At 64.0% G+C, this 21722-nt stretch carries 18 protein-coding genes and 1 pseudogene; 5 read left to right on the plus strand and 14 right to left on the minus strand.

Annotation, left to right across the window (positions count from 1 at the left end; genetic code table 11):
• Positions 1–45 precede the first annotated feature (45 nt).
• On the minus strand, positions 46–795 hold the full coding sequence (locus LMA02_RS27115; protein WP_228908245.1) for an SDR family NAD(P)-dependent oxidoreductase: 750 nt from the start codon (positions 793–795) through the stop codon (positions 46–48).
• Between the two features lie 162 nt (positions 796–957).
• Positions 958–1857 carry a LysR substrate-binding domain-containing protein gene (locus tag LMA02_RS27120; RefSeq protein ID WP_105831773.1) on the minus strand — a complete coding sequence of 300 codons (900 nt, stop codon included), beginning with the start codon at positions 1855–1857 and terminating at the stop codon, positions 958–960.
• Between the two features lie 265 nt (positions 1858–2122).
• On the opposite strand from LMA02_RS27120, the gene LMA02_RS27125 reads away from it, so the two are divergent.
• Positions 2123–2545: a VOC family protein gene (locus LMA02_RS27125; RefSeq protein WP_228908246.1), complete on the plus strand. Its 423-nt coding sequence runs from the start codon at positions 2123–2125 to the stop codon at positions 2543–2545.
• 37 nt (positions 2546–2582) lie between these two features.
• On the opposite strand, the gene LMA02_RS27130 is transcribed toward LMA02_RS27125, so the two are convergent.
• The gene (locus LMA02_RS27130; protein ID WP_228908247.1) at positions 2583–3467 is read right to left on the minus strand and encodes a LysR family transcriptional regulator; all 885 of its coding nucleotides are present in this window, start codon (positions 3465–3467) and stop codon (positions 2583–2585) included.
• A gap of 77 nt (positions 3468–3544) precedes the next feature.
• Here LMA02_RS27130 and LMA02_RS27135 point away from each other — a divergent pair, with 77 nt between their 5' ends.
• Positions 3545–4846, plus strand: coding sequence for an aspartate aminotransferase family protein (locus LMA02_RS27135; RefSeq protein ID WP_228908248.1), 1302 nt, complete (start codon positions 3545–3547; stop codon positions 4844–4846).
• Positions 4847–4920: 74 nt separating this feature from the next.
• On the opposite strand, the gene LMA02_RS27140 is transcribed toward LMA02_RS27135, so the two are convergent.
• Positions 4921–5670, minus strand: coding sequence for an SDR family oxidoreductase (locus LMA02_RS27140; RefSeq protein ID WP_228908249.1), 750 nt, complete (start codon positions 5668–5670; stop codon positions 4921–4923).
• Positions 5671–5715: 45 nt separating this feature from the next.
• Between LMA02_RS27140 and LMA02_RS27145 the strand changes: the two genes are divergently transcribed.
• The 3 genes from LMA02_RS27145 to LMA02_RS27155 all read left to right on the plus strand — a co-directional run bounded on the left by LMA02_RS27145 (position 5716) and on the right by LMA02_RS27155 (position 8079).
• A complete protein-coding gene (locus LMA02_RS27145; RefSeq protein ID WP_228908250.1) occupies positions 5716–6693 on the plus strand; it encodes an AraC family transcriptional regulator in 978 nt (325 codons plus the stop codon).
• A gap of 73 nt (positions 6694–6766) precedes the next feature.
• Positions 6767–7627 (plus strand): AraC family transcriptional regulator, encoded by an 861-nt coding sequence (locus LMA02_RS27150; RefSeq protein WP_228908251.1) that lies wholly within the window; start codon positions 6767–6769, stop codon positions 7625–7627.
• A gap of 44 nt (positions 7628–7671) precedes the next feature.
• Positions 7672–8079: a DUF2000 domain-containing protein gene (locus tag LMA02_RS27155; RefSeq protein WP_138849408.1), complete on the plus strand. Its 408-nt coding sequence runs from the start codon at positions 7672–7674 to the stop codon at positions 8077–8079.
• Positions 8080–8227: 148 nt separating this feature from the next.
• Here the strand turns inward: LMA02_RS27155 and LMA02_RS27160 are convergent, their stop codons facing one another.
• From LMA02_RS27160 to LMA02_RS27210, 10 genes and pseudogenes are all read right to left on the minus strand, one after another.
• Complete coding sequence (locus tag LMA02_RS27160) at positions 8228–8929, minus strand: ABC transporter ATP-binding protein (protein WP_228908252.1); 702 nt, start codon at positions 8927–8929, stop codon at positions 8228–8230.
• Positions 8929–9702 (minus strand): high-affinity branched-chain amino acid ABC transporter ATP-binding protein LivG, encoded by a 774-nt coding sequence (gene livG, locus LMA02_RS27165; protein ID WP_228908253.1) that lies wholly within the window; start codon positions 9700–9702, stop codon positions 8929–8931. The genes LMA02_RS27160 and livG overlap by 1 nt, the downstream gene beginning before the upstream one ends.
• On the minus strand, positions 9699–10970 hold the full coding sequence (locus LMA02_RS27170) for a high-affinity branched-chain amino acid ABC transporter permease LivM (protein ID WP_006749487.1): 1272 nt from the start codon (positions 10968–10970) through the stop codon (positions 9699–9701). Before LMA02_RS27170 ends, livG begins: the two co-directional genes overlap by 4 nt.
• Positions 10971–10981: 11 nt before the next feature.
• Entirely contained in the window at positions 10982–11908 is a 927-nt protein-coding gene (gene livH, locus LMA02_RS27175; protein ID WP_006749488.1) for a high-affinity branched-chain amino acid ABC transporter permease LivH, read from the minus strand.
• Positions 11909–12079: 171 nt separating this feature from the next.
• The gene (locus LMA02_RS27180) at positions 12080–13198 is read right to left on the minus strand and encodes a branched-chain amino acid ABC transporter substrate-binding protein (protein WP_166721800.1); all 1119 of its coding nucleotides are present in this window, start codon (positions 13196–13198) and stop codon (positions 12080–12082) included.
• A gap of 1780 nt (positions 13199–14978) precedes the next feature.
• Positions 14979–15542, minus strand: coding sequence for a hypothetical protein (locus LMA02_RS27190; RefSeq protein ID WP_228908255.1), 564 nt, complete (start codon positions 15540–15542; stop codon positions 14979–14981).
• 520 nt (positions 15543–16062) lie between these two features.
• A pseudogene (locus tag LMA02_RS35625) lies at positions 16063–16182 on the minus strand (diguanylate cyclase); the annotation flags it as partial.
• A 298-nt stretch (positions 16183–16480) separates the two neighbouring features.
• A complete protein-coding gene (locus tag LMA02_RS27200) occupies positions 16481–16966 on the minus strand; it encodes a hypothetical protein (RefSeq protein ID WP_228908256.1) in 486 nt (161 codons plus the stop codon).
• Complete coding sequence (locus tag LMA02_RS27205; protein ID WP_228908257.1) at positions 16914–21263, minus strand: RHS repeat-associated core domain-containing protein; 4350 nt, start codon at positions 21261–21263, stop codon at positions 16914–16916. The genes LMA02_RS27200 and LMA02_RS27205 overlap by 53 nt, the downstream gene beginning before the upstream one ends.
• Positions 21260–21718, minus strand: coding sequence for a DcrB-related protein (locus LMA02_RS27210; protein ID WP_228908258.1), 459 nt, complete (start codon positions 21716–21718; stop codon positions 21260–21262). Before LMA02_RS27210 ends, LMA02_RS27205 begins: the two co-directional genes overlap by 4 nt.
• Positions 21719–21722 lie beyond the last annotated feature (4 nt).

Here is a 21722-nt window from a genome sequence, read left to right on the forward strand (position 1 = left end):
CCCGGGTGCATGATGGTCGGCGCCGCGCGCTTCGCGGCGCCGTTCTCAGTGAATCAGCATCCCGCCATTGACGTCGAGCGTGATGCCCGTCAGGTAGCTCGACAGGTCGCTCAGCAGGAACAGGCATGCATTGGCGACATCGGCGGCATCGCCGAGGCGGCCGAGCGGAATGCCCTTGATGATCTCCTCGCGCATTTCCGACGTCAGCTTGTCCCCGGTGATGTCGGTCTGGATCAGGCCCGGCGTGATCGAATTGATGCGGATATGGTCGGCGCCGAATTCACGTGCCATCGCCTTCGCGAGGCCGAGCACGCCGGCCTTGGCGGCGCTGTAGTGCGGCCCGCCGAAGATGCCGCCGCCGCGCTGCGCGGACACCGACGACATGCAGACGATGCTGCCGCCACGCTGCTCCTTCATCGCGGGCAACACCGCTTGCGACATGTACAGCGTGCCGCGCAGGTTCACGTCGACGATCGCATCGAAGTCGCGCCCGGAGATGTCCATCGTGCGCACGGGCTGCGTGATGCCGGCGTTGTTCACGAGGCCGTCGATGCGCCCATAGCGCTCCAGCGTCGCGCGGGCCGCGGCCACGCACGCATCGCGATCGGTCACGTCGCAAGCCAGCCCGAGATGGTTCGTCCCGAGTTCGGCGGCAGCCGCCTCGGCGTCTTCGCGACGAAGGTCGAGAATCGCAATGCGCGCGCCGTGGGCGGCGAGCGCGCGGGCGGTGGCCTTGCCGATGCCGCGCGGCGACGCCGCGCCGGTCACGATGATGGTCTTGTTGTCGAGCAACATCGTTCGTCTCCTGTGTTGATGTGTGTCCAGAGTGTCGGCTCGCCCGACACCCGCATCAACGCGGAAACGCTCAGCCATAGTTGAGAAAATTTCAGATGACGCCGCGCAGCCCGTCGCGGCGTGCTGCAACGCAATATTGCGTACGGACCGGAGGCGGTTCGCTCAGCTCGCCCGCCCGTGACCCGCGACCTCCCGCTCGATCCACGCGAGGAAGCGCTTCACGCGCGGCAATTCCGCGTTCTGCCGCGGGTAAACGAGATGATGCGCGCCGACTTCGACCGCATGGGTTGCGTCGAACACCGGCACCAGCCGCCCTTCGCGAATTTTCACCGACGCAAGCATCAGGCTTTCGAGCGCGATGCCGAGGCCCAGCGCCGCGGTTTCGAGCGACATGTACGAGCGGTCGAAGGAAAAATCGAAGGTCTTCTGAGCGGCGAGCGGTACGCCGGCCCGGCCGAACCACTGCTTCCATTGCACCAGCGGCGTTTCGGAATAGATCAGCCGATGCGCGAGCAGGTCTTCCGGCGCCTTCACCGGATGCCGCTCGAGGTATTGCGGCGACGCGAGCGGCGCAATGAACTCGCCGCGCACCGTCCGGACCTCGAGGTTGTCCCAGTTGCCGTAGCCGTGCCGGACGTCGATATCGTAAAAGCCGTTCGAGAACGATACGTTTTCGTAAGAGCACGCCAGATTCAGCTGGATATCGCCGTTCGCCTCCTGAAACGACGACAGCCGCGGCAGCAGCCACATCAACCCGAAGCTCGGGCTCGAATGCACGCGCAGGATGTCCACTTCCGTGCGGCTCGACGCACGCTCGGTTGCGCGGCTCAAGTCGGCGAGCGACCCGGTGACGTCCGTCAGGTAGCGTTCGCCGGTCGGCGTGAGGACGAGGCCGCGCCCCGAGCGCTGGAACAACGGCTGACCGATCTGCGATTCGAGGTTGCTGAGCTGGTGACTCACGGCGGACGCGGTCAGGCCGAGCTCTTCCGCCGCGCGATTGACGCTTTTGGTCCGGGCGACACTTTCGAACGCGATGATGGCCTTGAGCGGCGGGATGCGCATGTTGGAATCCGTTGAAGAGAGCAGTTCGCCCGACGGGCCGGTGTCGGCGTCGCAGCATCGGGCGGGTAAAGGCGATTCGGTCGTTCGCGCGTCAATTCTAGAACGCCGGTCGCGAACTGGCCGTCCCCCGCCTGCTTCCCCGCTGGCGAAAAGTGGCGGCCACCGCGCGTCCCGTTTGTTGACAGGCGGCTTTTATGTGCGTTCGATCGCGGATACCCTTTCATCTTCGCATTCGCATCGCCACTCATCCGGTGGAGGCGCCCCAATGAAACCCCGAATCAGCGTGCTGACCCTCGGCGTCGACGATCTCGACGCCGCCGTGACGTTCTATCGCGACGGGCTGGGTTTGCCGACGCAAGGCATCGTCGGCACCGAGTTCGAACACGGCGCAGTCGCCTTTTTCGACTTCCACAGCGGACTGAAGCTCGCGCTGTTCGAGCGCGGCAACATCGCGCACGATGCCGGGCTGCCGGTGACGGCGCGCAGCGCGACCGAGTTCACGATCGGGCACAACGTCGCGAGCGAGCACGAAGTCGATGACGTGATGCGGCAAGCGCTTGCTGCCGGTGCCCGGTTGGTGAAGCCGGCCGGAAAGACCTTCTGGGGCGGTTATTCAGGGTACTTCCAGGATCCGGACGGGCATCTGTGGGAAATCGTCTTCAATCCCGCGTTGATGCCGGACGATTGACGGCAGCAGCCGCATTGTCCAGAGCAAATGCATACCGTCACAGCACCGGCAACACCGCCCGGATATGCTCCGCAAACGCGGCCGTCAGATGCGACGGCCGCTTCCGGTCGAAGCGCAGCGTAATGCCCACCGCCGGCAGCGGCGGCAGCCCGCGATCGCCGGCGAGGATCGCCAGATCGGCAGGCACCGCCGTCTGCGTCATCACCGCGAACGCCTGCCCCGAACGCACGAGCGCCGTCAGCCCCGCGAGGCTGCTGCTCGCATACGCGACGCGATAATCGCGGCCCGCGCGATGCAACGCATCGCAGGCCGCGATGTGATCGAGCGTATCGGGATCGGAAAGCGCGAGCGGCAACGGATCGAACTGCGCGGCATCGAGGCCCGGATAACCGATCCAGACCAGTTGCTCGCGACGGATGACGTCGTCGGTCAACCCATCGTCCGGCAATGAAATCATCGCGAGATCGACCGCCCGCTTGTCGAGCTGTTCGAGCAACCGCGGCGTCGGCCCGCACACGACCTCGACGATCGCCAGCGGATGCTGGCTCGAGAACTGCCGCAGCAGCGACGGCAGGAACACGGCCGCGTAATCGTCCGGACAGCCGAACCGGATGCTGCCCGACAACCCGGTGCCGCACAGGTCGGCCATCGCCTCGTCATGCTGCCGCAGGATGCGCTGCGCATGCACGAGCAGCCGCTCGCCGGGGTGCGTCAGCACCACGCCGCGGCCGGTGCGCTGAAACAGCGGCTGGTCGACGCTTTCCTCGAGCCGGCGCATCTGCTGGCTGAGCGCGGACTGCGTGCGGCCGACCCGCGCCGCCGCGCGGCTCAGCGAGCGCACCTCGGCGATGACGACGAACGAGCGCAGCAGGTCGATTTTGAGCGAACGTCCCAAGGTATTAGCTCCCTTTCTACCTTGCATAAGCACTATTCGTTTCCATAAAACCAGACCCACGCCTAGACTGCAAGCGATCCTTGGCCCTGGTCCGGAGAAGCCCGATGTCCCTGAACGACGACGCAACCTTCTGGCACAACGCCAGGCAGCACCTGATCCGCTACGGCGGCACGTTCGAGCCGATGATCATCGAGCGCGCGCAAGGCAGCTTCGTCTACGACGCCGACGGCCGCGCGATCCTCGATTTCACGTCGGGCCAGATGAGCGCGGTGCTCGGCCACAGCCATCCGGAGATCGTCTCCGTCATCAGCGAATACGCGGGCAAGCTCGATCACCTGTTCAGCGGGATGCTGTCGCGCCCGGTCGTCGACCTCGCGACGCGCCTCGCCGACATCACGCCGCCCGGCCTCGATCGCGCGCTGCTGCTGAGCACCGGCGCGGAATCGAACGAAGCGGCGATCCGGATGGCGAAGCTCGTCACCGGCAAGTACGAGATCGTCGGCTTCGCGCAGTCGTGGCACGGGATGACGGGCGCGGCGGCGTCCGCCACGTACAGCGCCGGCCGCAGGGGTGTCGGCCCGGCCGCCGTCGGCTCGTTCGCGATTCCGGCGCCGTTCGCGTACCGGCCGCGCTTCGAGCATGGCGGCGCGTACGACCCTCTCGCCGAACTCGACTACGCATTCGACCTGATCGATCGCCAGTCGAGCGGCAACCTCGCCGCGTTCATCGCGGAGCCGATCCTCAGCTCCGGCGGCATCATCGAATTGCCGGAAGGCTACATGGCGGCGCTCAAGCGCAAGTGCGAGGCGCGCGGGATGCTGCTGATCCTCGACGAAGCGCAAACCGGCGTCGGACGCACGGGCACGATGTTCGCGTGCCAGCGCTACGGCGTGACGCCCGACATCCTCACGCTGTCGAAGACGCTCGGCGCGGGGCTGCCGCTCGCGGCCGTCGTCACGTCCGCGCAGATCGAGGAGCGCGCGCACGAACTGGGCTACCTGTTCTATACGACGCACGTGTCGGATCCGCTGCCGGCCGCGGTCGGCCTGCGCGTGCTCGACGTGGTGCAGCGCGACGGCCTCGTCCAGCGGGCGAACGTGATGGGCGACCGGCTGCGGCGCGGGCTGCTCGACCTGATGGAGCGCTTCGACTGCATCGGCGACGTGCGCGGGCGCGGGCTGCTGCTCGGCGTCGAGATCGTCAAGGATCGCCGGACCAAGGAGCCGGCGGACGGGCTCGGCGCGAAGATCACGCGTGAGTGCATGAACCTCGGGCTCAGCATGAACATCGTGCAGTTGCCCGGCATGGGCGGCGTGTTCCGGATCGCGCCGCCGCTGACCGTCAGCGACGAAGAGATCGATCTCGGCCTGTCGCTGCTGGAGCAGGCGATCGCACGCGCGCTGTAACGCCCCGCCCTACCTCGCACGCGCCGCCGCGCCGGGTCGAACGGCCGGCGCGACGGCTCGGGAGGTCCGGTCGATCAACGCGCTTCGGCCGCCCATGCTTCGGCATCGGCGCCGGCCGGGATGCGCATCGGGCACGACGGATCGGTCGCCGCACGCCACACGGCTTCGGCGACGTCCCGCGCATGGGTAATCGGCGCGGATTCGTCGACCATGCGCGTAAAGGCCGCCGCGGCAAATTCCGCATAAGCCTCGTGCTCGAAGCCGTGCACGTGCACGCGCGCGTTGTCGGCGAAACGCGTGTCCGGTGCCCGGCCCGGCAGCACGAGACGCGCACGCACGCCGAACGGTTCGAGTTCGAGCGCCATCGATTCGGTGTACGCATTGACCGCCGCCTTGCTGGCGCGATAGGCGGCGAGCAGCGGCAGCACCTTCAGCGTGACGCTCGACGTGACGTTCACGACGACGCCGGCCCCGCGCCGGCGCAACTGCGGCAGCACGGCTTCCGTCACCGCGATCGTGCCGATCGTGTTGGTCTCGAACAGCGCGCGCACGGTGTCGAGCGGCATCAGTTCGGCCGGCGCGGCCGCGCCGAAACCCGCGTTGTTGACGAGCACGTCGATCGGGCCGGCGGCGTCGATCGCCGCGCGGATGCTGTCGGGGTTCGTGACATCGAGCGCCAGCACGCGCAGGTGCTCCGACGGCGGCAGGACGTCCTCGCGCGGCGTGCGCATCGTCGCGACGACCTGCCAGTCGCGGGCCAGGAAATAGCGGGCGATCTCGAGGCCGAAGCCGGAGGAACAGCCGGTGATCAATACGGTCTTCATGCGAACTCACTCCTGTGACGTGTTGGGCATGTGTTCGTACGATAGATGGCCGCATCCGTATTCGCTACAATCGAAAATCCGATTTTCTTTTGCGAGAGTCCGGCGATGATCGATCCGCTAGCCGAGGTCGTGACGCTGCTGCAGCCGAGCACGCGGTATTCCAAACTCGTTCACGGCGCGAGCCCCTGGTGCATCAGCCGGACGGTTGCGGGCGAGCCGTTCTATTGCGTGGTCCTGGAAGGCGGGTGCCGGGTCGCGATCGACGGGCATCCGCCGATCGCGCTGCTGCCCGCCGATTTCGTGCTGATTCCGGCGGCCTACGGCGTCGCGATCTCCAGTCTCGAGCTGCCGCCGCCGGGCGTCGAAACGGCCGCGCCGGTCGTGCTCGACAACGGCGAATACCGGATCGGCGACGCGAGCCGCCCGGTCGACGCGCGCATGATGGCCGGCCACTGCAGCTTCAGTTCGCCCGACTCGGCGCTGCTCGTGTCGCTGCTGCCGCAATACGTGCACGTGCGCGGCGAACCGCGCCTCACCACGCTCGTGCAACTGGTGCGGGACGAATCGCGTGCGCAGCGGCCGGCGCGCGAACTCGTGCTGTCGCGCCTCGTGGAAGTGCTGCTGATCGAGGCATTGCGGTTTTCGGCAGACACGGGCGCATCGCCCGGCCTCGTGCGCGGTCTCGCCGACAGCCGTCTCGCCGCCGCGATCCGCGGGATGCACGAACGCACCGCGCACCCGTGGACGGTCATCGAGCTCGCGAAGGAAGCGGCGCTGTCGCGTTCGACCTTCTTCGAACGCTTCAGCCGCGCGGTCGGCGTCGCGCCGATGGAATACCTGCTCACATGGCGCATGGCGCTCGCGAAAAACCTGCTGCGCCGCGACGAGGGGCGCATCGCGGAAATCGCCGGGCGCGTCGGCTACAGTTCCGCGAGCACCTTCAGCGTCGCGTTCACGCGGCACGTGGGCCGGCCGCCCGCGCAATATGCGCGCGACGAACGCGCGGCGGCGAGCGACGCATGACCGGCACCCGCAACCGCCACTCCGCGACCTGCGTACACTACCCATCACGCAACGACGACGCGCGAGGCAGGCGATGACGACAGCGGCAAACAATCCCGACACGCGCGACCACTGGCTCGTCGCGCGGCGCGATGCGGAAACCGGCATCGAAAGCCTGCACGCGCATTTCAACGGCCATGCGTACGATGCGCACGATCACGACGACATGCTGGTCGGCTTCACCGAACAGGGCGTGCAGCGTTTCCAGTGCCACCGTTCGCTGCATACGAGCGTGCCGGGCCGCGCGATCCTGATCGAGCCCGGCGCGATGCACGACGGCCATGCGCCCGAAGCGGGCGGCTTCACCTACGGGATGCTGTACCTGCCGCAAGCCTGGGTCGAACGCGCGGCGCGCCGGCTGGACCTGCCGGGCCTCGGCAGCGTCGAAGCCGCGTTCGGCCATACGCTCGTCGACGACCGCAGCCTCGTCGATGCGATCCGGCACGCGTTTGTCGCGATCCACGGCAACGAAGGCCGGCTCGCGCGCGATCAGACGCTCGACCGCCTGCTGACGCGGCTCGGCGGCGAACTGCGTGGCGTCCCGCTCGCACTGGAAAGCAGCGTCGTGCCGCCGGCGATCGCGCGCGTGCGCGATCTGCTGCATGCGCACATGGATGGCAATCTCGGCCTCGACGAGCTGGCCGGCGCCGCCGGGATCGACCGGTTCCGCTTGACGCGGCTGTTCCAGCGCGCGTACGGCACCTCGCCGCACGCGTACCTGGTGCGCTTGCGGCTGCGCGCCGCGCGTCGGCTGCTGGCGGCCGGCCGCACGCCCGCCCAGGCGGCCGCGGACGTCGGCTTCGCCGACCAGAGCCACCTGGGCCGCTGGTTCCGCCGCGCGTACCGGATCACGCCGGCCGCGTACCGGCAACTGTGCACAAACGTTCCAGACTGAGCGCGCGCGACATCCGATCATGCGTGCTTCAACGAGGAGCAATCATGATCGATACCAAGGTGGCGCTGATCGTGCGCGACGATCTCGCGGCGTGGCAGAAACTCAATGTCGTCGCGTTTCTCGCGACGGGCGTCGCGGCCGAAGCGCCCGACGCGCTCGGCGAGCCTTACGAGGATGCGGCAGGCCGCCGCTACGGACGCATGCTGGGCCAGCCGATGCTGGTGTTCGCGTCCGACTTGAACGGGCTGCAGGCCGCCCACCGGCAGGCGCTGTCGCGCGAACTGACGATCGTGCCGTACGTGCATGCGATGTTTTCGACCGGGCACGACGCGGCCAACCGCGAAGTGTTTCGCGCCGGGGATGCGGAGAATCTGGATCTGGTCGGGCTGGCGCTGCACGGACCGAAGAAGGCCGTGGACAAGGCCGTGAAAGGGCTGGCGCTGCACGCGTGAACGCGCGTGCAACGCGGCCGTGTTCAGATGTAGTCCGAATTGAGCGACGATCGCAGCAAAATCGGTCGCGGCTTTCTGCAGTCTGCCATTCAGTCCGCAAAAGCATCGGCTTCGCCGCCGGCCCGTTGCAGGCCGGCGGCTTTCCTCATCAACCGCCGAGATACGCCTGCTTGATCCGGTCGTTCGCGAGCAGGTTCGCGCCCGTGTCGGCCAGCACCACGCGCCCTGTTTCGAGCACGTAGCCGCGATCGGCCACACCGAGCGCCTTGTTCGCGTTCTGCTCGACCAGGAACACCGTGACGCCTTCGTCGCGGATCGTCCGGATGATGTCGAAGATCTGCGCGATCACGAGCGGCGCGAGGCCGAGCGTCGGCTCGTCGAGCAGCAGCAGACGCGGCTTGCTCATCAGCGCGCGGCCGATCGCCAGCATCTGCTGTTCGCCGCCCGACATCGTGCCGGCCCGCTGCGTCGCGCGCTCCTTCAGGCGCGGAAACAGCTTGAACACGTGCTCGATGCCGTCGTCGATCTCGTGACGGTTCGCGAAGAAGCCGCCCATCTTCAGGTTCTCGAGCACCGTCAGGCTCGGGAACACGCGCCGCCCTTCCGGCGAGATCGCCATCCCCTGCCGCATGATCTGGTGCGTCGACATCGCGGTGATGTCGTTGCCCTCGAACAGCACGCGGCCCGACGATGCGCGCGGCGTGCCGCACACGGTCATCATCAGCGTCGTCTTGCCGGCGCCGTTGCTACCGATCAGCGTGACGATCTCGCCCTTCTTCACCTCGATCGACACGCCCGCGAGCGCCTCGACCGCGCCGTAGTGCGTATGGACCTGTTCCAGCTTCAGCATCACTCTTCCCCCAGATACGCCTTGATCACGCGCGGGTCGTTGCGGACCGCTTCCGGCGTGCCGATCACGATCGGCCGGCCGTGCTCCATCACGAGAATGCGGTCCGACACGCCCATCACGAGGCTCATGTCGTGTTCGATCAGCAGCACCGACACGCCGAACTCATGGCGCAGCTTGTCGATCAGGTGCTGCAGCTCGATCTTTTCCTGCGGGTTGAGACCGGCCGCCGGCTCGTCGAGCATCAGCAGACGCGGCTCGGTGATCATGCAGCGCGCGATCTCCAGACGCCGCTGGTGCCCGTACGACAGCGTGCCGGCCGGCCGGTTGGCGACCGACCTCAGCCCCATCCGGTCGAGCCACAGGGCCGCGCGTTCGAGCGCTTCCTTCTCGGCGCGACGATAGGCGGGCGTCGAGAACAGGCCCGGCAGCAGCCCGGCCTTCACCTTGCGATGCTGCGCGACGAGCAGGTTCTCGACGACCGTCAGCGACTTGAACAGGCGGATGTTCTGGAACGTGCGCACCAGGCCCTTCAACGCGATCTTGTGGCTCGGCAGCCCGCCAATCGCGTGGCCGTCGAGCACGACGTCGCCGCCGGTCGGCTTGTAGAAGCCGCCGACGCAGTTGAACACCGTGGTCTTGCCTGCGCCGTTCGGCCCGATGATCGCGAACACCTCGTTGCGGCGCACGTCGAAATCGATGCCGTCCACCGCGAGCAACCCGCCGAAGCGCATCTGCAGCCCGGCGACCTTCAACAGTTCTGCATTCGCGCTCATTGCGGCAACTCCACGTGGGGACGGCTCGCGGGCAGCAGGCCCTGCGGACGCCACATCATCATCAACACCATCACCAGACCGAAGATCAGCATCCGGTACTCGGCGAAGCCGCGCGCGACTTCCGGCAGCACGGTCAGCAGGATCGCCGCGAGAATCACGCCGAGCTGCGAGCCCATCCCGCCCAGCACGACGATCGCGAGGATCAGCGCCGATTCGATGAAGGTGAACGACTCAGGATTCACGAGGCCCTGACGCGCCGCGAAGAACGCGCCGCCGATGCCCGCGAACGCCGCGCCGAGCGTGAACGCCGACAGCTTGATGCGCGTCGGGTTGAGACCCAGCGAACGGCACGCGATCTCGTCGTCGCGCAGCGCTTCCCACGCGCGGCCCATCGGCATGCGGATCAGGCGGCTCGTCACGAACAGCGTGAAGCCGACCAGCACCAGCGCGATCAGGTACAGGAAGATCACCATGTGCTCGCCGCTGTATTCCAGCCCGATCAGCTCATGGAAGGTCTTCGCGCCTTCGACGCTCGCCGAGCGCGCCATCTCGAAGCCGAACACCGTCGGCTTCGGAATGCTCGAGATGCCGTCCGGGCCGCCCGTGAGGCTCGTCAGGTTGTTCGCGAGCAGGCGGATGATTTCGCCGAAGCCGAGCGTGACGATCGCGAGATAGTCGCCGCGCAGGCGCAGCACCGGGAAGCCGAGCAGGAAGCCGAACGTCGCCGCCGCGATCGCCGCGATCGGCAGGCACTCCCAGAACGACAGCCCGAAATACTGGTTCAGCATCGCGTACGTATAGCCGCCGACCGCGTAGAACCCGACATAGCCGAGGTCCAGCAGACCCGCGAAACCGACCACGATGTTCAGCCCGAGACCGAGGATCACGTAGATCAGCGCGAGCGTTGCGACGTCCACCGCGCCGCGCGAGCCGAAGAACGGCCACACGAGCCCGACCGCGAGCAGCACCCAGATGACCACGCGCTGCTGCTGCGCGCCCATCGCGGGCAGCGCCGGCAGCTTCACCGCCGATTTCGCGCGCACGAGCCACGGCTTGAACAGCTGGAACAGAAACACGGCCGCGACCGCGATCCACACCGGGCGCCAGTGCGGCGTCAGCACCACCTGATAGCCGTCGAGCTTCAACTGCAGCCCGAGCACCGGAATCGTGAGGATCGCCGTCAGGAACGCGGCGGCCACGGCATTCTTCAGCGCCTGGCTGACCGACGCGTCGGCGGCCGGACGGCGAACGGAAATGACTTGACTCATTTGCGTCTCCCTTAGACCTTTTCGATGTCCGACTTGCCGAGCAGGCCGGTCGGGCGGAAGAGCAGGATCAGCACGAGCAGGCCGAACGCAACCACGTCCTTGTACTCGGCCGGCATGTAGCCTGCTGCGAAGGTTTCAGCGAGGCCCAGCAGCACGCCGCCGAGCATCGCGCCCGGGATGCTGCCGATCCCGCCGAGCACCGCGGCGGTGAACGCCTTGATGCCTGCGACGAAGCCGATGTACGGATTCAGCTTGCCGATCGTCAGCCCGATCAGCACGCCGCCGACGGCCGCCAGCATCGCGCCGAGCACGAACGTGAACGAGATCACGCGGTTCGTGTCGATGCCGAGCAGGTTCGCCATCTTCATGTCCTCGGCACACGCGCGGCACGCACGGCCCATCCGCGAATGCGAGATGAACAGCGTGAGCGCGATCATCAGCACGAGCGTCACGCAGACGATCAGGAGACGCGCATACGGAATCGTCACGTCGAAGTCGCCGCCGAGATGGATCTCGAACGCGCCGGAGATCAGCACCGGCACGGACACGTCGCGCGCCCCCTGGCCGATCTGCACGTAGTTCTGCAGGAAGATCGACATGCCGATCGCGGAGATCAGCGGCACGAGGCGCGGGCCGCCGCGCAGCGGGCGATACGCGACGCGCTCGACCGCGAAGCCGTACAGGCCCGTGACGATCACCGACACGATCAGTGCGGCGCCGAGCACGAGCGGCAGCGGATAGCCGGCGGAGATGCCGATCGCGGTGAGGGTCACGAGGCCCACGTACGCGCCGATCATGTAGATCTCGCCGTGGGCGAAGTTGATCATGCCGATGATGCCGTAGACCATCGAATAGCCGATGGCGATCAGCGCATAGATCGCACCCAGCGTCAGGCCGTTGACCAGTTGCTGGGCGAATTGAGGAAAGAAGTCAGTCATGTGCGGGAAGCTCCCGTTGGCGCTGGTCGCATGCCGTCGCCGGATCACGGCGTTCGGCCGCGCGCAACGCACGGTGTCGTCTCGGGCCGCCCCTTGGCCGCGCAACGGCCAAATGCGCACGCGCCCTGCCCGGGTGACGGGCAGAGCGGTGCGCGGGGCGGGTACTCCGTATTACCGGGCGGCGGTCTTCGTCGCGTCCTTGTGCCACGTGTAGACGACGAACTTGAACGACTTCAGGTCGCCCTGTGCGTCATACGCGACCTTGCCGATCGGCGTGTCGAACGTCGTCTTGTGCATGTACGCGGCGACCTTCGTCGGATCCGTCGTCTTCGCTCCCGCGATCGAGTCGGCGATGATCTTCACCGCTGCGTACGACGGCATCTGGAACGGGCCGTTCGCGTCGCGCTTCTTGTCCGCGAACGCCTTCACGAGGCCTGCGTTGGACGGGTCGGCCGAGAAGTCGGCCGGCAGCGTGACCAGCATGCCTTCCGAAGCCGGGCCGGCGATCGCCGTCACGTCCTTGTTGCCCACGCCTTCAGGCCCCATGAACGTTGCCTTCACGCCCTGCTCGCGCGCCTGGCGCATCAGCAGGCCCATTTCCGGGTGGTAGCCGCCGAAGTAGACGAAGTCGACGCCTTGCGACTTCAGCTTCGTGATGATCGCCGAGTAGTCCGAATCGCCGGCGTTGACGCCTTCGAACAGGACGACCGGGATCTTCGCGCCTTCGAGGTCCTTCTTCACCGACGACGCGATGCCCTGGCCGTACGACTGCTTGTCGTGCAGGATCGCGACCTTCTTCGGCTTCACGTTGTTGATGATGTAGTGCGCGGCGGCCGGGCCTTGCTGGTCGTCACGGCCGATCGTGCGGAAGATGAAGTGGCGCTTCTTGCCTTCCGTCAGCTGCGGCGCGGTGGCCGACGGCGTGACCATCACGATGCCTTCGTTTTCGTAGATGTCGGATGCGGGGATCGTCGAACCCGAGCACACGTGGCCGATCACGTACTTGATCTTCTGGCTGACGATCTTGTTGGCGACGGCGACGGCCTGCTTCGGTTCGCAAGCGTCGTCCATCATCACGACTTCAAACTTGTTGCCGCCCGCACCGCCTGCCGCGTTGATCTGTTCGATCGCGGTCAGCGCACCGGCCTTCACCATGTCGCCGTATTGGGCGACCGAACCGCTCATCGGACCAGCGATGGCGATCTTCACGGTTTCCGCTTGCGCGGCGGCGGCGCCGGCGGCGAACAGCACGGCGGCGACGGAAATGGACGTAAGACGGGACAGCGTCATCAGGAGCTCCTCGATGTTGTTAGTCATACGGGCAAAGGCGGCATGACTTGCGCAATCGAACAGCACCCGGGGCGAGGACATGGGACACGCCCGAGACACATGAAGACGGACCTGCGGATGGATGATGCGTAGCGGGGCCCGGCTCTTGCAGTCCCCGAAGGGGACGTCTGGTTCGGAAAGACATCGTGATGCGTCTTGCATTGCGCAAGCGTTTCGCCTGCCCCGCTTGCCAAATTGCTCGTTCGGAGGGATGGTCCGACAGCCATTGGCAAGGCAGCCGAAATTATATGGGCGTTTTTAAATCGTCTGTCAAAAATGCCGGTGTTATGAGGGAAAACACGGAGAAACTTGCCGGGTGGCGGGTGGCGATTGCGGCGCAACTTGGTGGAGGTGGTAACGTTTGCGGTGGGTGCAATTGGGTTGCGATTTTGGGTGGGTAGGTGGGGTTTGAGGCTTGCTGGGTGGGCTTCGTGGTGAGTTTCGGGTGCGCCGCGTACGATCTTTTGGTTTTATAGGGTCTGATGCGTCTGAATCAATCAACTGATGATTGGGTTGGCGTGCACCGATGCGGGGCGTTGGGTCGGAGCGGTCAATCCTTCTGTTTGCTGACGAATCCGACTCACGCGAAAGCTTATTGTTATTTTTATGAAATAATGCGAACTCGCCTCTGCAATCCAGCCAGCCTTCCTGCGTGTCGCGTCCGCCGCGCCCCGTAGTCGCTTCAGGGCCGCTTCGACACCCTTCCGTCGCCCAGCCGCCAGCCAGTGATCTGCCGTTTTTCTCTCATTGCATATCACCTGTTCGGATCGCCAATGAATCATCCTCTCCGCTTTTCTTCCGCTGCTGCGCTTGCTTGTGCGCTTTCTGTCTCTACTGTTGATGCTTCCGCGCGCGATTCGCTGATCGATCGGTCGGGCGGCGCCAACGTGTTTCGTTCGGAACGTCGGGTTGTGGTTCGGGATGATGGGCGTGTGGCGCGGACGACGCGGCGCGTGAAGTATGCGGCGCCAGTCGAACGTAGTCCGTTCGATACGCCGGATACGCGGCCGGTGCGGGTTTCAGGCGATACGCTTGCGCCGCAGCCTTCGGATGAACACGGATCTGGCGATTCGGTATGGCCTTCGAATCGCGTCGCGCTCGGTGCGGGCGGGAAGGATAGCTTGGGGCGCGCGTTGCCTAGGCACGAGCAGCGTGAACTGAACTGGAATGAATATCTGCGGGCCAGTGGGTCACACGCTCCTGGCGGCGGCAGACCGTATGCGCCGACGCGACCTTTCGATGCCGCGCACGGTCCGCACGGTGCGCCAAATCCATACGATCCGTCGGTGCCGCAGCCGGAGACACGGACGTTCTATGACAACGGCGCGGGTTCGCATTGCACGGCGACGGGCGGTGCGGGGACGGCGCGGTCTTCTTGCGATGTCGCTTGGTGATGTTTGGGGGTGGCCGGTAGCGGCTGCCCTACCCGGCTTGATGTGCCGCTTTGCGCGGTACGGTCGCATGCTGCGAAATACAAGCGTTCGACGACCACTGCCTTGGCGTCACTGAGACCTTCCCGAAGGGTGGCGCGACGATGTCTGCTGGCATATTGCAGTTGTAGAGTCCCGGTGACAGCCCGTTCGCCAGCGGTGGACAACTCGGCGACGTCGTGCCGTTGATCTTCAACGCCCGCACGGCGCGGTACAAGCACGGTCCCCCTGAGCAGGTTCGCGCGGCTGCCGTACATCGACACCAACCGCGACACCCACGCCGTTTACACGCTCGTGCGTAAGTTCGTGATTCAAGGGGTTCCGAGATTGAATAACCACTCGTGATATTTTCTCTTGTCCTGATCGGACAAGACATCTGCAACGAGATCCCAGGCAAAGTCCTTCTGAGCGTTCATTTCATTTTCAACTAGATTGGTTACATGCCCACCAATCAACTCGAAATTTTCTAAGTAGTCAATTCGATTGATCAGAACCTCGGCGCATGCAACCAACCGTTCGACATTGTGCCCAGTACACCATTGGGCCAGGAAGGATAGCCCTGCGAGCAAATCAGTCGTCCCCTGGGCCACAGCATCGTCGTCCATTGCGACTGCATCAGGGTCCCAGTCCACTTGCTCTAGGTCACTTAGCGGATTGGGTGTTTGGTTTCCACTCCACACTTGATCCAGGTAGTCGCCAACTCGCTGTTTGATCTGTGCACTTGTACCCGTCGCATGCGTGGCAAGAAACTCGAATATTGCATCATCGTGCGCAAGCCCAATACAGCACCAAACACCAAAACGAGCAAGGTTATCGAGCTTCCCTGCGGCAAGAATTGATCCGAGATATTCTTTATGTGTCTCGATATCGGACATACTAATCTCCTAATCAAAAATCCCACCAGCTTGATCCACGTGGGGCTGGCACGATGGACACAACGCATTCCTTTGCAATCCGCCCCAAGAGATACCCCATCGACTTACCTCGGCACCTTCGGAAAGATTGCGAAAAACAATTTACTCCGCATAGTTTTCGATCTCATCAAAAACCATCGATAGACTTCTTCCCATAGGAAATATTTTATTCTGGCACTCCCATCTTCATAAGCGCTTGTCGTTGTGCCGGACTTAGCCGGCCCCCGTTTCCCGCCGCAAATAGCGGTGTCTTGCCATTGATCTTGGCCTCGACGATCGATACTGTTGAAATTCGTATTGAGCGCGCATCCCCCCCACCACCGGCCAAGTTGTGGACTTCCGGTGCTTTCCCGCTAAATTCCCCATATGCCCAGCCCCCCCGGATCGACCCAAACTAATGGATTGACACCGTACCCATAGGGGTTCCTTCCAACCAGCAGGCAGATCGGGGCGGGATTGATGAAACGTCCGATGTCCGGTCCAGATCGATCTCACGCACCTGCGTGCACAGCCGCGCCGCGACACCGACAAGCACCGCGTCGCCGACATCGTGGCCGAGGCAGTCGTTGATTTCCTTGAAGCGGTCGCAGTCGAGATCTAGAAAAACAAAAGCCCACGCTTCAAAAAACGTGGGCCGAGTGAAAACCGCCGACAGGATCGCAACGCCGACGTGCCCGGTTCGCCTGCAGCAAAACAAGCTCAAGCGACCGAACACGCCGTGCAAACCGGCATCAGCGAACTACTTGCACGACGCGGAATCCATACGGCCAATTGACAATCACGGAAACCTCCCGGCGGGTGTTTGCCCGACGATGTTTGCCCGGATGTTGCAGCTAAAGTGTTCCGGCGACGGACCATTCTGCCAGCAACCTCATCGCATCAAAAAAACAATTTGATAGTCAAATATCAAAAAACCACTCAATGAATTCATTGAACCCACCCCATTGAGCCTTCGCATTGCCCGCTACGAATTCTTTTAAAGAGTTGCCCAACCCAACATCAAAAACCTGGCCCGTTTCCATGTTGTAGAAATATCCTCGCTCCCCCGCGAATGAATCCAGGGGAATATATGGCTCTGGTATTTTAAGAATCTCGCGAGCAACCCTCAATCTACCATCATAGTCGGAATTATTCAAAAACCAGCAGATTTGATAGATCTCTCCATTTTTCGACGTGAATGTCGGACCATCCTCCACGTGCAAATAAAATTGCGAAAAATCTGATGAAATATCAAACCCCATTTTTAGCAGGGCATCCTTATATGTCGGCTCAACATCATCAAACCACCATTTTTTATTCTGACAAAATAAAATAATCTTATTTGACAGCATATCACCCTCCACATCGTCCAGCAGATTTTCTTCGGTCCACTTCAGCGGCAGCACGTTGCTTCCAATATGCCTCACGGTCCGCATTGAATGTATCTCTATTCACCGGATTCACCGGGTGCGGATTGGGCAAATAGGGGTGCAGTGCATTACTACCATAATACCGTTGATGGGTGTCCGCCGACAATTCAAACAATGCGCCCAATCCATCTTGATTCGAATGATGCAGGTTAAGCTGTGAATACACACCGTTTTTCACAACAAACGGACTTTTCCCACTTGCAGCCAAATCAAGGTTGGTTACTGTCCCGCCCCGTGTGTTCACCGGCAAATTCCAGTCAATTGCTTGTTGATAAACAGTATGAGTGCTCCCGGACGGCGCGGCGAATACCGACGGGGTGAAGAACCCTGTCAACCCCCACGGATCAATCCACGAGAGCGGGTTGGGTGCGTACTGGTACAGGTTGATCCCGCCCCGCAACGAGATCGGGTCGGGGTTGATGAAGCGACCAATGTCGGGATCGTAAAACCGGAACGTGTTGTAGTGCAGCCCCGTCTCCCGGTCCAGATATTGCCCCTGGGAACGCAGATTCTGCGGTCGCGGTACGTGAGCAGGTGTCGATGTAGTTGACTGCACCTCGCCCCATGTCGGCATAGACCTCTGCGGCTCTTGTGCAATCCACTCCTCCTGCACCGCGTTACCCCAAACCTTGTAGCGTGCCTGCCAGATCAACTCACCGTCTGAGTCAGTCAGCTCCTCGGGCATTCCCGAAACATCGTTGTGGAAATAGTAGACGGCATCCCTTGCATTGGCGTCATTCGCTGCCGATGCACGTTGGTCGATCCGAGCAAGCGGCACATAACTATTGGACTCGTACAAGTACGTCAGCGCTTCCTCCCCCTGACGATCGTGATAAGTCTCCTGCACGAGTCGCATGCCATCCCACAGAAAATCCGTACTCGCGTAACTGCCATTGAGCTTCCGAATCCGCCGGCCGAACGCGTCGTATTCGAAATGCGTGGTCCCGACGCCGAGCCGGTCCTTCGTCACAACAGACTTCAGCTGATTCCAGTCGTCGTACTCGAGCACCAGCTCTTTGGCGGGGCCGTGCCCACTCAGCTTGCGAACCAGCCGCCCGTACGCGTCGTACTCGAAGCGCTTGTCCTCGAACATCTTGAGCCGGTTGTGCTCGACATAGCCTCCCGGGTGATCGCTCGACACCAGGTTGGCCGCCGCGTCCCAGCGAAACACTTCCGACGGCAATCCCGGCCCTGCCGCCTGTTCGATACGCCCGGTCGGGTCATACCGATAGCTCGTCGTGCCATAACGCTGATCCCGCTTCTGGATCACGTCGCCTGCTGCATCGTATTGCCACTGCTTCGCGAGCAACTCGCCGCCCGCCTTGCCTCGCTGCGCAGCGTGCCGCGCCCGACGACCCACCGCGTCATATCCGAAATGACTCGTCAGCTTGCCCTGCGTCCGTAGCACCTCGCGATGCAGATCATCCCGTTCGATGTCTGCGACCGCAGCACCATCAAAACGAATCTGGTGCACGTGTCCCGAACCGTAATGCAGCCAATCGATCGTCCGCTCACCGGAGATCGTCGTGCCGACGCGATTGCCAAGCTCGTCATACGTATGCGCAAGCCAGCCCGTCGGCATGTATTCCTCGAGGACCTCTCCGCGCGCGCCGTATTTCAGGTTGACCCGATTCTTCAGCGACGGACCACGAGCCGCCAGCGTGTACAACTCGGCCGATGCGACCCGGCTCGCCTTGTCATACAGGTATTCACATCGCTCATGCGTGGCCTGCTTCGCCGTCAGTCGCCCGATCGCGTCGCGTTCGTATCGCGTCTCGATCTGCCCATCCCGTACGATCGTGCCTTGACCGCACACGTCGTATTCGTAAGTTCGTTTATGGCCATCGAGACCAATCTGCGCGGCCAGAAGGTCGCGACGGTCATACTGGAAGCGATACGACTCGCGATTCTCATTGGTCAAGCTCGCCAGCCGGAACGCATCGTCGTAACCGAACCGCACGACACGATTGGCCGCGTCCGTGCGTGACAGCAACAATCCACGCGGATTGAGTTCGTAGCGGGTGCTGCGCTGGTTCGCATCGACGACCTCGACGAGACGCCCGGCCGCATCGTACCGAAACATCTGCCGCGCGCCATCGGCCGTCCCGATCCCGGTGACCCGCCCCATCGCATCCGTTTCGTACACGGTGGCCTGCCCCGCCGCATCGGTCACACGCGCAAGCGCCCCACGTGCGTCATACGCGAACCGCGTGACCTTGCCGGAACAATCTGTGTACGAGGTCAACTGCGCCCGACCATTCCATTCGAGGAACTTGTACCCGCCACGCGCGTCGCGAATCGTGTGCACGAGCCCACGCTCATCGCGGTAATACTCGGTCGCGAAGCCGGCCGGATCGCGCGCCATCGTCAGGTTGCCGCGCTCGTCGTAGCGGTAAATCCAGCGCGCGTTGGCGGGATCGGTTTCCGCTACCGGCAGATCGTAGTGCCCGTTCCATTCGGTGCGCTCAACCTGGCCGAGCGCATCGATACGCTGCGTCTGCCGCCCCCGCTCGTCGTATTCGAAGCGGGTCGTATTCCCGGCCGGATCGGTCGTGCTGACCAACTGCCGCATCGCGTTCCACTCGAGTTGCCATACATGGCCTTCGGCATCCGTATGACTGGTCGGCTGCTGATCCTCATTCCACGTCCACTGCGTAACGCGACCGATCTGGTCCGTAATCGTCACCGTACGCCGCGCGAGATCCGCATCGAACGTGTACGCTTCGCCGTCGTCCGTCCAGTGGCGCACGACACGCGCATCGCGACCGACTCCCTGCCACGCATAAAAGCACTTCAAGCCGCCGCGCAACGTGTGCTGGACCATCAGTCCGCGTTCGTATGCGAAGCGACGCGCGGTGTGGCCGCTGCGATCGGTGACGGCCACTAGTTCGCCTGCGTCGTTGTATGCGTAATGCACCAGCGTGTCGGGTCGTTCACCATCGACGCCGCGGCTCAACTCGATCGCGGCAACGCGTCGGGGGTGCGATCTTTCATAGACCAGCGTCAGCATGCGTCCGGCACTGTCACGCAGCCGCGCGGGCCGCACAACCCCAGCGGCAGCTTCCTGCTCCACCTCGATCCAGTTGCCGTTGCGATCTTCGAGCCGCCACAGCGTGAGCGTCTCGCTGTCCGCATCACGACGAGCGCGGCCGAAATCGCGATACAGCCCATCGACCGTTTCAACCACGTAGTGGCCGCCTTCGGTGCAAATCAGGTAAATACCTTCCGGCACGCTGAAATGACTCTCACCGGGCGGCACGGCCGGGAACACGATATCGCGCCCCTGCTCGTCCCAGTACGTGATCGACGTGACCTCGCCATGCTCGCGCGCCAGCCGAAGCTCAACGCTGATCGGCACGCTCCAGCCCGGCCCGAACAGACCATCCGCACGATCATCGTGGCTGCTGTAGAAGCGCTGCCACACGATCGGCAGCGGCCCGGACAATGCGAAGTCGGTATCGTCCGTGCCGTCGAGAATCTTGCCGCCGGTAATGACGTTGACCGGGTGGCCGGCTGACGGCCTCGCCAGGCTGCCAAGCCACGTACCGAAAGCACCGGCCGCAAAATTAATCGCGAGACACGGCACCTTGCTCTTCAGAAACTGCCCCCAGCTCATCTTGCCGCGGCCACACACGGCCAGCGCAATACCGAGCGCGGCCCCGAGCCATCCGAGCCGCGTGGCCGACTTCACGTCCCGCACCCGCTGCGTGCCGCCACCGATGAAAACGTTGTCGGAACCTTCGGCGATCGTGCCGTCGCAAGTCGTCTTGTCGCCAACGCGTGCAGCCGGCTGATCGTTGATGTAAACGCTCCCCGAACCGTCGGCGATCATCTGCGGCCCGGAATGGTCCGTGCACGCAACGGTATCGAGATCGCCCGGCTGTGCCGCCCGCGCGGCCGGCTTGTCGTTGACGTAGACGTTCCCCGAGCCGCTCGCGATCTTGCCTTTGATCTCGGGCGGCGCGATCGCATCGGCCAGCGCCTTCGCCCCGTCGTCGATGGCTTCGTTCATGCCGCTCGCTTCCATCAGCGCGCCCGAGCCGACCGCCACGCCGACACCGATCGCGATCACGAGCGGCGTCGCCAACCCTGCCGTGCCGATTTCGAGCGCGGCGAGGCCGACGAACACCAGCCCTTCCATCGCCTCCGCCACCAATGCGCCGACGACGGCACCGCCGATCACCGACCCGACCGTGCCGACAAGCTCGCCCCAGAACGACGTGTGCTGGATCGGGTCTTCGAAGCGCGCGGCCGCGAAGTGTTCCGCGCTCACGACACGTCACCCGGCCCGAGCAGGGTCGGTCTGGCACCGCGGGGCTGGAAACTGGCGAGCATCCGGTCGGCGATCGCCTGCTGTTCGTCGGTCAGCGGCGCCGCGCTGGTCAACGTCATCACCAGCACGCGACCGGCGTCGTCCGACGGGAACATGGTCTGGACCTGATGCCAGAGCCGGCCGTCGCGCTCGTGCGTCGAATCGATCTGGATACCCGCACGCCCGGCAACCGTGACCGGCCGGCGCGCCTTCTCGGTCAGCATCCTGGCATCGCGCGACGCCACTTCCCATTCGCGCGCGACGAACGCGTCGAGATTCTCCCCGTCGCGAAACCGCCCGCGGGCGATCACGAGGTTGAGGCCGCCTGGGCCGGCGTTCATCATCAGGATGTTGACGGTGCGGTCGAGCGCCGCGTCCGGCAGTTCGAAGGTGCCTTCGTGGATTGCGTAGTGCATGGCT

It is taken from the genome of Burkholderia sp. B21-005 (assembly GCF_020843965.1).
GTDB classification, from domain to species: Bacteria; Pseudomonadota; Gammaproteobacteria; order Burkholderiales; family Burkholderiaceae; genus Burkholderia; species Burkholderia ambifaria.

Bases quoted from the DNA above. Each gene is read 5' to 3' on its own strand.
- LMA02_RS27210 (WP_228908258.1), bottom strand. From the start codon at position 21,718: ATGCACTACGCAATCCACGAAGGCACCTTCGAACTGCCGGACGCGGCG.
- LMA02_RS27115 (WP_228908245.1), bottom strand. From the start codon at position 795: ATGTTGCTCGACAACAAGACCATCATCGTGACCGGCGCGGCGTCGCCG.
- LMA02_RS27145 (WP_228908250.1), top strand. From the start codon at position 5,716: ATGGCCGCATCCGTATTCGCTACAATCGAAAATCCGATTTTCTTTTGC.
- LMA02_RS27170 (WP_006749487.1), bottom strand. From the start codon at position 10,970: ATGAGTCAAGTCATTTCCGTTCGCCGTCCGGCCGCCGACGCGTCGGTC.
- LMA02_RS27190 (WP_228908255.1), bottom strand. From the start codon at position 15,542: ATGTCCGATATCGAGACACATAAAGAATATCTCGGATCAATTCTTGCC.
- LMA02_RS27160 (WP_228908252.1), bottom strand. From the start codon at position 8,929: ATGCTGAAGCTGGAACAGGTCCATACGCACTACGGCGCGGTCGAGGCG.
- LMA02_RS27135 (WP_228908248.1), top strand. From the start codon at position 3,545: ATGTCCCTGAACGACGACGCAACCTTCTGGCACAACGCCAGGCAGCAC.
- LMA02_RS27125 (WP_228908246.1), top strand. From the start codon at position 2,123: ATGAAACCCCGAATCAGCGTGCTGACCCTCGGCGTCGACGATCTCGAC.
- livG (WP_228908253.1), bottom strand. From the start codon at position 9,702: ATGAGCGCGAATGCAGAACTGTTGAAGGTCGCCGGGCTGCAGATGCGC.
- LMA02_RS27150 (WP_228908251.1), top strand. From the start codon at position 6,767: ATGACGACAGCGGCAAACAATCCCGACACGCGCGACCACTGGCTCGTC.
- LMA02_RS27155 (WP_138849408.1), top strand. From the start codon at position 7,672: ATGATCGATACCAAGGTGGCGCTGATCGTGCGCGACGATCTCGCGGCG.
- LMA02_RS27130 (WP_228908247.1), bottom strand. From the start codon at position 3,467: ATGCAAGGTAGAAAGGGAGCTAATACCTTGGGACGTTCGCTCAAAATC.
- livH (WP_006749488.1), bottom strand. From the start codon at position 11,908: ATGACTGACTTCTTTCCTCAATTCGCCCAGCAACTGGTCAACGGCCTG.
- LMA02_RS27140 (WP_228908249.1), bottom strand. From the start codon at position 5,670: ATGAAGACCGTATTGATCACCGGCTGTTCCTCCGGCTTCGGCCTCGAG.
- LMA02_RS27180 (WP_166721800.1), bottom strand. From the start codon at position 13,198: ATGACGCTGTCCCGTCTTACGTCCATTTCCGTCGCCGCCGTGCTGTTC.
- LMA02_RS27120 (WP_105831773.1), bottom strand. From the start codon at position 1,857: ATGCGCATCCCGCCGCTCAAGGCCATCATCGCGTTCGAAAGTGTCGCC.